At 42.5% G+C, this 12,662-nt stretch carries 10 protein-coding genes; 1 reads left to right on the plus strand and 9 read right to left on the minus strand.

The features are described 5' to 3' along the window. Positions 1-15: 15 nt before the first annotated feature. The 5 genes from V7K56_RS08765 to V7K56_RS08785 all read right to left on the minus strand — a co-directional run bounded on the left by V7K56_RS08765 (position 16) and on the right by V7K56_RS08785 (position 4,325). Positions 16-1,218, minus strand: a complete 1,203-nt coding sequence (locus tag V7K56_RS08765) for a DUF7005 family protein (RefSeq protein WP_442939959.1) — start codon at positions 1,216-1,218, stop codon at positions 16-18. After that, positions 1,215-2,027, minus strand: a complete 813-nt coding sequence (locus V7K56_RS08770) for a MinD/ParA family ATP-binding protein (protein WP_334909547.1) — start codon at positions 2,025-2,027, stop codon at positions 1,215-1,217. Before V7K56_RS08770 ends, V7K56_RS08765 begins: the two co-directional genes overlap by 4 nt. 202 nt (positions 2,028-2,229) lie before the next feature. Next, entirely contained in the window at positions 2,230-3,933 is a 1,704-nt protein-coding gene (locus V7K56_RS08775; protein ID WP_334909549.1) for a Nif11-like leader peptide family RiPP precursor, read from the minus strand. Between the two features lie 30 nt (positions 3,934-3,963). Continuing rightward, positions 3,964-4,176, minus strand: coding sequence for a hypothetical protein (locus tag V7K56_RS08780; RefSeq protein ID WP_334909551.1), 213 nt, complete (start codon positions 4,174-4,176; stop codon positions 3,964-3,966). Beyond that, positions 4,173-4,325, minus strand: a complete 153-nt coding sequence (locus V7K56_RS08785) for a Nif11-like leader peptide family natural product precursor (RefSeq protein ID WP_334909553.1) — start codon at positions 4,323-4,325, stop codon at positions 4,173-4,175. Before V7K56_RS08785 ends, V7K56_RS08780 begins: the two co-directional genes overlap by 4 nt. Positions 4,326-4,730: 405 nt before the next feature. Between V7K56_RS08785 and V7K56_RS08790 the strand changes: the two genes are divergently transcribed. Then, complete coding sequence (locus V7K56_RS08790; RefSeq protein WP_334909555.1) at positions 4,731-7,454, plus strand: CHAT domain-containing protein; 2,724 nt, start codon at positions 4,731-4,733, stop codon at positions 7,452-7,454. Positions 7,455-7,718: 264 nt separating this feature from the next. Here the strand turns inward: V7K56_RS08790 and V7K56_RS08795 are convergent, their stop codons facing one another. The 4 genes from V7K56_RS08795 to V7K56_RS08810 all read right to left on the minus strand — a co-directional run bounded on the left by V7K56_RS08795 (position 7,719) and on the right by V7K56_RS08810 (position 12,608). Next, positions 7,719-9,092, minus strand: a complete 1,374-nt coding sequence (locus V7K56_RS08795; RefSeq protein WP_334909557.1) for a filamentous hemagglutinin N-terminal domain-containing protein — start codon at positions 9,090-9,092, stop codon at positions 7,719-7,721. 68 nt (positions 9,093-9,160) lie between these two features. Beyond that, the gene (locus V7K56_RS08800) at positions 9,161-9,328 is read right to left on the minus strand and encodes a hypothetical protein (RefSeq protein WP_334909559.1); all 168 of its coding nucleotides are present in this window, start codon (positions 9,326-9,328) and stop codon (positions 9,161-9,163) included. A gap of 47 nt (positions 9,329-9,375) precedes the next feature. Beyond that, on the minus strand, positions 9,376-10,254 hold the full coding sequence (locus tag V7K56_RS08805; protein WP_334909561.1) for a DUF928 domain-containing protein: 879 nt from the start codon (positions 10,252-10,254) through the stop codon (positions 9,376-9,378). A 44-nt stretch (positions 10,255-10,298) separates the two neighbouring features. Next, the gene (locus V7K56_RS08810) at positions 10,299-12,608 is read right to left on the minus strand and encodes a CHASE2 domain-containing protein (protein ID WP_334909562.1); all 2,310 of its coding nucleotides are present in this window, start codon (positions 12,606-12,608) and stop codon (positions 10,299-10,301) included. Between the last annotated feature and the right edge of the window lie 54 nt (positions 12,609-12,662).

Raw genomic sequence — 12,662 nt, forward strand, 5'->3', positions numbered from 1 at the left:
GATTGGGGTTGGGGACTAGGGATTGGAAATTAATAATAATTCCCCTTGTCCCCTTGTCCCCCAGTCCCGTAATTGGTCTAGAATTTTTTGGATATACGAGTGCGCCTCAGAGTCAGCCAATTCCTCTAATGTCAAATAAGTCAAAGCGATTAACATAATCGGTTGACTATTAAGAGTTCTTAACTTGCCTCCATATTGAGTGTCAAAGCGCTCCAAATTCTCAGCAGCAGACTTCACCAATGCTTGCAGAATCTTAAATGCGTCATCTGAAAGCGGGGGTTTACCCCGGTAATTTTGCAACCTACCTCCCTCTCGGTAATCTGGAAACGACTCTAGCCCCAGAAAACGCAAAAACCAATCAGCTCGATAGTTTCCTACAGCCGCCACAATACCTATGTAGTCGGCAATCAGTTCGTCGAGCAGATTGTTTCGCATAGAGCCAAATAAGCGCTGTGTGAAGTAGTGGGTACATTCATGTTCCAGTCGAATAGTTATCGACAAACGCCGCCATTCTACTTCCGAAAGTCCGATGTCGCTGGCTGAAACATTACTATAGAAACCGTCACTCAAAATAATCAATCGGTCTTGATAAAGCTGCTTTTGCGGAATTAGCCGTTGAAATTCCTCTAACCAACTACTTTGGGAGCAGTTGTCAAAATTTTTAGCTGACCATTGTTGACGATACTGGCGAATTCGATCCCAGTTGTTGAAACCAGTAATCATGCAGGCTCCCATAGAAGCAGGGACAGACTTGGGTTCATTCCGCATTGTTAGCGCCTGTACCAGAGAAACAAAGTCCTCTCGATTCTTGGTAAGCAAAACCGGGATGACTCCAGCCAAGCTTTGATGTAGCATCAACTGAAGTTGTTCAGGCTGCTGCAAAATTAGACCAGTCGCCTCGACCATACCATCCACTGTCACACCCTTACGAGTAGCAGAGCGGTATGCCTCTGTTTGGTTGATGCCTTCGAGTATAGGAAATTGTAATTGTACCAGCCTGCTTGATAAAGCTTCAAAGACTCCTACCTCTTTAGCAATAGCGGCGTATTCTTCCCAAACGGCTACATGAGGTTCAGGTGCAAGCGGAAACTTGATAGGAAGCTTTAAAAAGCTGTGATCAAAGATATTTTGATTGTGGGTAAGCAATTCCTCTGTCTGTTGGGCAGTAGCACCATAGGAAGCAAGTACACTAGCACGAAGTTGCAGTTGATTAATCAAGAATGAGCGCCTCCGATCAAAACCTCTTTTAGCTCTACTTCATCGACAATCTGCCAAGCAATTTCTTGCACCGTCTGACTAAACGGATGCTCAGAGTAACGTAGGCAGAATAGACCGCTACTGGCTAGCTGAATTATCTCTTCAGAAAGAGGCACAATGCCTGCTACTGGAGTGTTGTAAATTGTCTCCATTTGTTCTCGTAAAGTGTTGAAATCCAAAGCAGGTAGCACCTTATTAACTACCAGCAGCATTTTGGAAACCTTTAATTTTTTCGCCACCTCCACTGTTACCGCAGTCCCTTGGAAGTCTTGGTGGTCTGGACGCAGGATAACGACTAAGATATCAGAAATAGCGATCGCTAGTAAGGTTTCTTCATTCAGACCAGGGTGAGTATCAATCAACAAATAATCCAGGTTAAGGTAGCGGATTAGATCCTCAAAGCCGTCGTTGAGTTTGCCTACATCATAACCCTCGCGCAAGATTCGGGAAATTTCGCCTGCCTTAATACTCGAAGGAATCAGGTAAAGGTTGCCATTTGCCACAGCTGTCTCACCTTCGGTATTTAAAGTGTTACTGACATCGTAGGCAGCATCTTTAATCGCACAGCGCCCCCACAAGTAGTCATTGAGGGAGTGGTTCATTTTTTCTTCGTCTAGACCGAAGATAATATGAATCCCTGGTGATTGAATGTCGGTGTCAATAATACCTACACGTTTTCCTTGACACGCAATAGTAGCGGCTAAGTTAGCAGTTAAATTTGATTTGCCAGTACCACCACGAAACGAGTGAATAGATACAATTTTGGACATAATGTCATACCCCTAGATATGTAAGAACTTTCATATATAAAACTTATAAGCTGTTCCACATAAAAATTGCACATTGACGCGATTGGACTGTCAACAGTCAACAACTATGACAAGTAGTTATGCAATTTAGACACGCATTAACTATTTAATTACGTGATAAAACTCCGTACAACCCAAAAAGCCTTCTATTGCCTTTGTTCAATCAGCTACTTCTTATAGTTCGACCTTTAAAATTTTGTGCTTTTTGATGTAACTGCTGGAAGTAGTCTATCTCTGTTTCATCATTCTTAATTGTTCGCCCCTTGATTTTTTGCGCTTTTTGTTGCAATTGCTGGAAATAATCTGTCTGTGTGATATCAGCTACCTGACGTACTTTTTTCGCTTGGTCAATTTCAATGTTCAATTCTAGTACTTGCTGTTTGAGTTTCTGCTCTCGCGCCTTCACCTCTTGTGCCATTTGTAGGAAAACGCGCACCAATTGACCGATGTCGTCATTGGTGTAAGATGCCTTAATTAACCGATGCTCGTCAAAATCATCCTGCTCTACTAGTGCTTGGGCTGCTTTTGTAAGGGCACGAATCGGTTTAGCAATACTCCGCGCTAGGAGTAGGGCAATGATTGCCGCGATCGCTCCTACTGCTAGTAAGCTGCGGCTGTTCTGCCAAATGAGTGCATTTAAGGGAGCATCAAACTGTGCGTGGGCTTTGTTGACGCCTAACACCCAAGGTTGCTCTTGTAAGGGTGCAAAGCCAATCATTTGGCGCGTCTGCTCAACTGGGGAATAATAGCTTGTGTGACTCGTCTGTTTAGCTCCTACGATCGCTGCTGCTAATTCTGGAACGTCCAAGCTTTTGATCTGATTGACACCATAGATCCTGTCGGTTTCACCCTGCTGGCGTTTCTCAGGTGGCAAGCTAGCTAAACTATGATAAAGCAGCGATTTATCAGGATGGCTAATAATCACACCATGCTCGTCAATCAAAAAGGCATAACTTTGAGAGCCAGCCTGTAATGCATTTACGATCGTCCAGATGTCCTCTCCCTTGATTTTTAAAACCGCCACACCCACAATCTTGCCGCCCTCAGAGCGCACAGGGTTGGAGAAGTAGATGCCTGGTCGTCCACTGGTTGTACCGATTACAATGCTAGAGACATAAGGATGTCCCTGAATGCTAATGCGGAAGTATTCACCCAAAGCGTAGTTTTGACTAATGAATGTAGAATCGGTAGCGGCGAGGCAACGCCCCTTTGTATCCATGACGTAGGCAACATCATAGTCGGGGTTGGAACGAAAGACGTTATCTAAGGTTCGTTGCATCGAGGTGCGGAAGGCTGTTTGCTTGTGAATGGTGTTAGCAGCTAGAAAACCCACTACATCCTTATCAGTACTGATTTGGACGGCAACACGCTGGATGTCAATAATTAGCTGGTCGAGACGACTAGCATTACTGGTAGCTAAGAGTTCCAGTTTGCGGTATTCGCTGTCCTCTGCACTCTTGAGGCTTTCTTGGAGGTTGTGATAGGTAGTGAAGCTCACTGGTATGAGCGCAACACTAAGTAGTGCTACCGTGATTTTCGTTCTGATAGACCAGCCAGATGGATCGAATAACTTATGTAAGTGCTTACCAAAGCCGATTTGCTTTAAAGACCATACTCTGTTGGTTGGCTGGTAGGGAATAGTACTTACTCCTCCAGCGATCGCATCTAGCTCTGCATCACTGATACTATCATCTGACTTTGAGATTTGAGCTAAAGTAGCTGACCATTCTTTTTGCGTAAAACTGTAGCCAGCAGTTAGTACGATTTCTAAGCGTTGTTCATCGCTGACAGCGTTTTGGAGTTGCTTTTGGAAGACTTTATCCGTGGCTATCCGCTCGTAAAAGGCTCGTGCGCTTTCTACAGACATACATTTTAAGAGGCTATTAAATGAGTTGCCTCAATCCCAGAGAATAGCAGTAATCTCTGCCATATCTAGGGACTGCTTCGCCTTAACAAAAACTTTTAAAAAGGCTCGCCGATTTTGCCAACCATAACGCGGTAGGATAGGAGACCGAACATCCAAAATGCTGTTCAAAGACTCTAAATTTTCGGTTCCTTTGTTAGCAAGCAATTCTTTCTCGGAAGCAGGGGAACTACTTGTTTGGCTCATATTACACCTCTGGCTAGAGCGCAAGTAGATTTAGGTTTATCCTGCCAGCTATCTGACCACAGGATGCGATCGCTAGTGAAATGAAGTGTCTGTAACGCCTCATTTGTGGTTACTTTATCGTAAAATGCTTTTGCGTTGTCAACAGACATATTTTGCTCCTTATGTATGTGAGATAATTTAGTAACTGCGTTTGTAGGTTGCCTATGGAAATTAGCTAAAATAACGCGATCGCATCACTAGTATTGCAAGGCAAAATTCGCGCATCCAAACAGGTATACAGCGAAGCATTTTATTGATTTGGAATAAGTAGTTTATTGACGCCGTCTTGTACTAGGAGTAGGATTTACAGCGTTTTTCAGGTAAATGAGGTACACGAATAGGGGCGCTGTTACGTTCGCCCTTACAATTACTTAGCTTAGGGAATATAATTTACGCTGACAATGCACAATTTTTCAGTCAGACTAACCAATTTTTCGCTTCTGTAAAATACGTCATGGAGTGCGATTGCCTAAGAATTATGTATGAGATGCATAAGTTATTTTCTGCTAACGCTTTTGACTGCGTTTCTATGCATAGCCTTATCCCCTGTTTTGGCCAAACCTGCTATTGTCTACTTTGCTACGCAAAATTTGATCGAGCAAGGGAAGTGGGAAAAACAAGGAAATCAGAAAAACAGAGAATTGGTGAATGCTAAATCCCCTATTCCCTACTTTTTAGGACGCCAGTTGTCTCAAACTCCTTTATCCTCGCGTGGCGTTAGCTCTCCTACTTCTTACTCCCTATTTCCCCTTAAAAGCCAAGCATCCCAGACGAGAAGCTTAGTGGAACAGGGAAAAATATTATACGATACCGGGCAGTTTACTGAAGCGGTCAAAGTTTTACAACAGGCTGCTACTGTGTTTAGAGCCTCTAAGGATGAATTAAGGGAAGCGATGACACTGAGTAATCTTTCCCTAGCCGATCAGCAACTAGGCTTGTGGGTCGAAGCCGAGGAAGCGATCGCCCAAAGTTTAAAATTATTACAGTCAGAGGAAAATACAGGTACTTCCAGCCAGCGTTTGCAAATTATCGCACAAGCGCTAGATGTGCAAGGGCAGTTACAACTGTCACAAGGACATGCACAAACAGCTTTAACTACCTGGCAAAAAGCCGCTAATATTTATCAGCAACTAGGCGACAGGGTTACATTAACTCGTAACCGAATTAACTCTGCACAAGCTTTGCAAGCTTTAGGGCTTTACCTTCAAGCTAATAAGACTTTAAACGAGGTACAGCAAACCCTTACAAGCCTTCCAGACTCACTTCTGGTAGCTACAGGGTTGCGTAGTCTTGGCAACGTCCGCCGAGTAGTCGGTGATTTAAACGTATCACGGTTGGTGTTGGGGAAAAGTTTAGCAGTGGCAAAGCGAGTGCAATCTCCAAAAGCGATCGCTGAGGCTCAACTCAGTTTAGGCAACACAGCCCGCGCCCAGCAAGACACTGAAGCGGCTTTACAATATTACCAACAGGCTGCTACTGTATCTGTTTCCCCGATCACACGCATTCAAGCACACCTAAACTTACTTAGTCTACTTTTGGAGAAAAAGGAAAACAAAAATGTATTAGCCTTGTCGTCCCAAATTCAATCAGAAATTAGCAACTTACCACCCAGCCGAACCTCAGTATATATTCGGATTAAATTTGCCAAAAGTCTCACACAATTAAAAGAAAAAACTAGTATAGATTCCCCCTCTTGGTTGAACATTGCCCAGCAATTATCCACCGCTATCGAGCAGGCACAAAGCTTACAAGACCAGCGAGCAGAATCTTATGCTCAAGGTAGTCTTGGCGAGTTGTATGAAAAAACTGAGCAGTTCTCTGACGCTCAAAACCTCACCGAGAAAGCTTTATTCATCGCCCAAAGTATTAATGCCTCGGACATTGCTTATCAGTGGCAATGGCAACTAGGACGCATACTCAAAAAAAAGGGAAATATTCAAGGCGCGATCGCATCTTATAATGTTGCCTATAATACCCTTCAGTCCCTGCGTGGCGATTTAGTAGCTTTCAATCCAGACGTTCAGTTTTCCTTTCGGGAAAATGTTGAACCAGTGTATCGAGAGTTAGTAAAATTGCTGTTGCGTTCACCACAGGGAGGTATCAATCAAGACAACCTAAAACAAGCTCGTAATGTAATTGAATCTCTGCAATTAGTAGAACTGGACAACTTCTTTCGGTCAGCCTGTTTAAATCCTACACAGGAACTCGATCCAGTGGTTGACAAAAAAGACCAACAAGCAGCAGTTATTTATCCGATTATTTTACCAGACCGCCTAGATGTTATCCTCAAGTTGCCTAATCAAGACTTGCGGCACTACAAGACTGTAATAGCTCAAGATGATGTGGAAAACATAATAGAGGAACTGAGGAAAAACTTACTAGATGTCAGCGGGACTTATCAAGTTCAGCAGCAGTCGCAACAGATATATGACTGGTTAATTCGACCTGCACAAACAGAGTTAGCCAAAAGTGGAATCAAAACCTTAGTGTTTGTTCTAGATGGAGATTTGCGGAATATCCCGATGGCGGTTCTCTATGACAAACAGCAGGAGAAATATCTAGTAGAAAAATATGCGATCGCCTTAACTCCTGGTTTGCAACTGTTCGATCCCAAACCATTACAAAAGTTACGGTTAAACGCTTTAATTGCTGGAGTTAGCGAAAAACGCCCAGTCGAAGGTAGAGAATTTCCCGCACTGGAAAATGTACCACGAGAATTAAAAGAAATTCAGTCTGAGATATCCAAGAGTAAAGAACTGTTAAATCAAAAGTTTACTGAACTGAACTTGCAAAAGCAATTGCAAACAAATTCCTTCACTGTGGTTCACCTAGCAACTCACAGTGAATTTAGTTCCGATCCAGAAAAAACTTTTATTCTCACTTGGGATCGACTAGTTAAAGTCAAAGAATTTGATAATTTACTGCGAGTTAATGACAAAAATAGGTCTAGCAGCATAGAATTACTCGTACTTAGTGCCTGTAAAACTGCTGAAGGAGACAAACGAGCAGCTTTAGGACTGGCTGGGATAGCCGTGCGGGCAGGAGCGCGCAGTACACTAGCAACATTGTGGTCAGTGGAAGATAGCTCTACCATCGATGTGATGAGTGAGTTCTATCGACAGTTAAAGGCAGGAGTGAATAAAGCCGAAGCCCTCCAACGCGCCCAACTAGCAGTTTTTGCTAAAGACAACAATCCATATTTGTGGGCTCCCTATATTTTAGTAGGGAATTGGCTCTAACAGTTATCAGTTATCAAAATAGTAGGGTGTGTTGTCGCCAAGCGCCGCACCATCGAGCAATGTTCGGTGTGTTAGTACTTTAGTCCATAACGCACCCTTATCTTATACCAATTTACAATGACGCTCCTTCGTCGCTAACGCTACGCTAACGCAATTCGCAATGACGCTCGCGGACTCGCTAACGCTGCGCTAACGCAATTAAAAAATTTAGATGCAGCAAAGCTTTCAGGATTTACATCTGTAGCCTTTTTAAATGTGTCTTAATTACGAATTAATACGACAATTAGTTGCTTTGTGCCAAGAACTATGAGGCGTAATTGTGAGAGCATAAGCTGTGAGTACAACCTCTCCTTTGGCATTTCTCACCCAGCCTTGCGCTTCCACAATCGGCGCTGGCGTCGGGCTAGTTGCCTGAGTTGTAACATTTGTACTACTAGTAGGTTTTTCATTTGCTGGATTGAGAGTTACCCAATCTACTTGAACTGCATCACTGTTTAGGGGTTCATTACTTCTGGGGTTGGGTGGTAAGCCGCCGCGTCCAGTAATGGTAAAACTGCTTTGATTTTCTGCTGTACGCGCTTGACAGACTTGGGATACTTTAGTGTCAACTGGTACTGCTGGTGAGTTGATTAACGAGCCCTTAGGCACATTGATTGTAATATTGCCACCGTTTCCACTAGCCCCTTGAGTACCTGCTGAGGTAGAAATCTCACTGTTGTCGCGCAGTAGCAATTCTTGTAGGTTCAGCGTAATATTGCCACCATCAACCGTAATCCTTGAATCATCAGTGAGTTTAGCGCGCCTGCCTTGTACCTGGATACCACCACTGCCTTCACCACTAGCAGTTACTGTAGCTGCTTTGGTAAGAGATACATCTGCTCGCGCTACATTATCAGGAAAACTTAAACGAAAATTATTGTTATCAGTGTTCAACCCTACCGTTCCTGTTCCTGCCAATCCTCCTAATTCGACTCGACCACTTGTAGCTTGTAGTTCCCCTCCTTGCAAATTCACATCGCCGCCTAGTAGCAGTAAACTCCGACTATTAGGAACCGATAAATTTGCGTCATTGACTTGAATCGACTTAATAGGCTCTGCAATTTGATTGAATATAAATGCAGAAGGATTCACCTTCAGCAAGGGGTTAAGCGGGTTGACGGGTGAAGTCATAGAAAACTCTCCACCTTCTGGAAATCGGATCGCACTGGCTGTTGTTCCAATAAATGAACCGCCAATATTTAATTTGGCATTTTCCCCGAATATGATGCCACTGGGACTGATTAAAAACAAGTTTGCATTACCTTGGGCGCGAATCCATCCTTGAATAACTGATGGATTTCCCCCTGTAACTCGTGAAAAAATATTGACTATGTTTGGGTTATTGATAAAATTAGCACTTCCTCTATCAGGAACATCAAAACGATTGAAACTGTGGAATAAGTTTCTCTCACCAACCTCTGTGCCACCTCTAATTTCATAGGTTGTGTCGTCAATTGGCTTGACTTGAGTTCCCAAAGAGGGATCGGCAATGACTTGAGCAAAGGTGCGACCCCCTTCTTTTTGGAGCAACCCACTTAGAATCAGCAAGCTCGATAGCCCTAACTGGCAACTCTGAGTCAGCCAGTTTTTTAACACCACAAAATTTACCTCTTTGACCAAGAAAGTTCTCCTTGATTACTCTTGAAACTTGGTGATTTATGATACTTTTAGTCCAAGTCGCTTATAACTTCATTAGGATTAAGACCACTAGGTAGTTGGGCTAACTGTCGCTCTCCATAATACAGAGCGCCATTGCTTGGGTCATAGCTGAAATATTCCTCGGGTGGTTGAAGGATTGTGTTCCCAAAAGCTAGTAAATCAGTTGTGTACACCAATCCCCCACTTTGAGCAGCAGCAACTCGGTTGCCTATGTTCCCAAAAGCTATTTTTTCAAGTTATAACGCCCAACAATTGGTGCAGAAGCAAATTCTTTCAAGCCCACAGATATTAATAAATTAGTCCAATTATCACCAAGTACCCGCGAGGCTGAATTAGTGCGGCGCATATCAGCTAAATTAGTTATCGCATCCTGCCAAATATGATTGACAGCATAAGCAGTATATGCTCGTGGTTTTGCCGTCTTTAACTGACTTTCAAGCTTGCTCGTTAGCGGCACTCGTTGCACCCACGCTTTAACATAATAATACTCAGATGTGGTTTGAGTATCGCCACAAAAAACTTTGAAGTACCATTGATACTTGTTGTCTGTCTTTAAAGCATATTGCTGGCTTGACGGCAGGCTAATGCCGATAACACCAGACCTTTCAGGCAGCGTTAAAGGTGTCCTGTAAATATCTTTGCCCTTTTCATCTTGAAAGACAAACTCTCCAGAGCGTACATTCCTGGGTAACTCTGGTAGATAAACCCAAAAGGTGGGATACTCAGAAACTGTAAATGTCAAAAAAGATTTTGATACATTAGCTGAAATTTCTTCACCAGGAACTAAGGCAGTAATAGGCGATTTCATTAGGTCTGAACAGCCATTACGCCTTGCTCCTCCTTGACGGCGACCTATAGGCGCGCCATTACGGGGAAATTTTAATTGGGTAAGGCGGTTTTGCGTGTTGGGTACAAGTTTCTTGGCTGGTTGAGTAACTTGGGTTTGTGCTTGTAAGGGGTAACTCGTAATATTCACCAATATCAAAGAGATAAGACAAATTTGTAATAGCGCTGTCTTCGCTAAAGCGCTTACTATAAATCCACTCATTTTTGCTTTATAGATTGGTTGAATCTGGTTTTGAGATAGTTTATTACTAGTCATAATTCAGTGTCATAATATCTATTGCTATTTGTGAATTAGGAATGCTAAAAAACCAAATTTTTTCTTCGCAACGTCCATGTAACAGCTGTAGCTGTTAATACTAATATCAATGCAGGCGGAACAAGTGGTATCCACCCTGCTTGTGTAAAAATGCCAAAGCAAATCCCAAATAGTGTCAATAGCGCTATTACGATTGCTAGTCCAAGATACAGCGGCTTTGAGCAACGCCACGCTACAATTCCTCCCACTAATGACCATCCCCAGATCCAAAGTGCTTCAACCCATTCACTCCACCACCACAACAAAGGTCTAGCATCCAAAACACTACTGAGGATTTGGCTGACCATGTGTGCCTGTACAAACAGTCCTTGTATTTTGTTTTCTTTAGTGGGGGTTTTCCAATAATCAGCTTTAGAACTGGGAGCAGTAACACCAATAAGGACAATACGATTCTTTAATGACTCGACTAACTCAGGGTTGATTTGGTCATTCAAGATATCTTTAAGAGATACAGTCTCGGCAATTTTTTCTCCACGACGTAGAGAACGATAATTGAGTAATATTTGATAACCCGACGCATCAACTCTTTGATAGCCGCTAGAGTGTTCTTTTAACGACTTAAACACAACTTTGCCAATCTGCAAGTCTCCCTCGGTCGTGATGTCTGCATTGATATTTTGAGAAAGTAAATAATGACGTGCAAGCTGAAGACTAAAAGCATCTTCTGCAACACACGGTGATTTGAGAGGAGGAGTTAGATACAACAATTGACGGCGAGGAATTTCATCGTCATCTATCACAAAATCACTAAAACTCTGACGTTCTTTTGGGACTTCATTAGGGGAGTGAATACCATCAGGTTCGCCATCCAAATCAGCAGAAACTTTGCAGACTGTAAAAATGCGGTTATCCTGTTGTAGGCGAGTAACTAAATCTCGATAATCTGGCTCTATAGGGAAATCTCGATAAATATCTATACCGATAGTTTTTGGTTGATACTGATCTAATTTTTGCAATAATTGAGCAAGTGCCTGATCAGAAAGTGACCCTCTCCCTTTCATCTGCTTCTGGTTCTGATAATAAATATCAGCCTCTCCAATACTAACTATTAATAGGCGTGGATCTGACCTTTCCGTAGGCGATCGCATTTGCATAAAATGGTCGTAAGCTTGCAATTCACTTTGTTGCAACATCCCTAAATGACGCACTCCCATTACCAATACTGTGAGCAGTACACTTATCACTAACACAGTCAAAAAAATACGTTTCAACTCAATCTTTGCAGAGTATAACTGTTTCCAAGTCGGTGGTAAAACTCCAGGGTTCTGGAAAATTACTGGCAACCAAGTAGCATTAGGAAATTTATTTTCCAAGCCTTGCAGTTTTTCTCTTGCTTCCCGCAATGCCAGATAAAAAGTTTTACCACTCGAAAAAGCTACCAGAAAATGCTTTAAAAATTCCTGTGCCACCTCATCTGGGACTGGTTCTCGCATAACAACCATTTGCGGAATATGTAAACAAGCTAGTTGCCATGCCAATCCTAAACCATCACAGGAGTTAAAAATTGCCAGTTGCAAACCTTGGGCGATCGCACTTTTTAGACCATTATTTAATTCGTCAATTGTTAAGCTCTCGCTTTTATTGATAGAAATGCGACCAGTATTATTAGAAGTTTCACTGTGTCCCGCAAAAAATAGAATATCCCATTGCTGCCACAAGTAATTATTTAGCTCGTTGCGTTGTGGCTCTACTAGAAAAACTGTTTCAGCATTTGGTAAATTTTCTAACAACTGGCGGTCTAGTTGAATATTAATGCCAGCACTATTTCCTAAAATCGCTAAAATTCTGACCTTGGGTTTACGCGGTGGCGTTGGCGGTGTTTCTGATCCTATCGCAGCCAGGGCAAATTCTGCTTGTGAGTATCTATTAAAAAAATCCCATAAATGCCAAGGCAGTCTTTGTAATTGGCTATTGTCTGTGCGAATTAATACCCGAATTATTTCATCTCGGTTTAACTCTTCGCGTAATGTATTATTAATGTGGCGAAATTCTGGAGAGTTAAGCCATGTTTGCAGGCGATCGCTTAATATCTGAGCAGACTGGCTACATTTTTCAATTTGACTCTTGATAGAACCATCATAAATAATTTCTTGAGGTTTGATGCGGCTAGATATCTCTAAACTACGATATTTATCCTGCCATTGATTTAAGTAAGCAGCCAAGTCGGGAGATGCAGGTAAATTGCCAAAAACTTCTATTTTTGGGCGAGCATTTTCTGCTCCAATTTCCAGTGTCACCCGGCACCCCTGTTCTGACAAATTACCATCCAGTTTCAGAACTACTAACTTTGCCATATACCCATTTGAAATTAAGGATTTGGAGAATCAAATTTACACTACCAACTTGTG

The organism is Nostoc sp. (assembly GCF_036917535.1).
Classification (GTDB): domain Bacteria; phylum Cyanobacteriota; class Cyanobacteriia; order Cyanobacteriales; family Nostocaceae; genus Nostoc.

Bases quoted from the DNA above. Each gene is read 5' to 3' on its own strand.
- V7K56_RS08785 (WP_334909553.1), bottom strand. From the start codon at position 4,325: ATGTCTGTTGACAACGCAAAAGCATTTTACGATAAAGTAACCACAAAT.
- V7K56_RS08775 (WP_334909549.1), bottom strand. From the start codon at position 3,933: ATGTCTGTAGAAAGCGCACGAGCCTTTTACGAGCGGATAGCCACGGAT.
- V7K56_RS08780 (WP_334909551.1), bottom strand. From the start codon at position 4,176: ATGAGCCAAACAAGTAGTTCCCCTGCTTCCGAGAAAGAATTGCTTGCT.
- V7K56_RS08770 (WP_334909547.1), bottom strand. From the start codon at position 2,027: ATGTCCAAAATTGTATCTATTCACTCGTTTCGTGGTGGTACTGGCAAA.
- V7K56_RS08805 (WP_334909561.1), bottom strand. From the start codon at position 10,254: ATGACTAGTAATAAACTATCTCAAAACCAGATTCAACCAATCTATAAA.
- V7K56_RS08810 (WP_334909562.1), bottom strand. From the start codon at position 12,608: ATGGCAAAGTTAGTAGTTCTGAAACTGGATGGTAATTTGTCAGAACAG.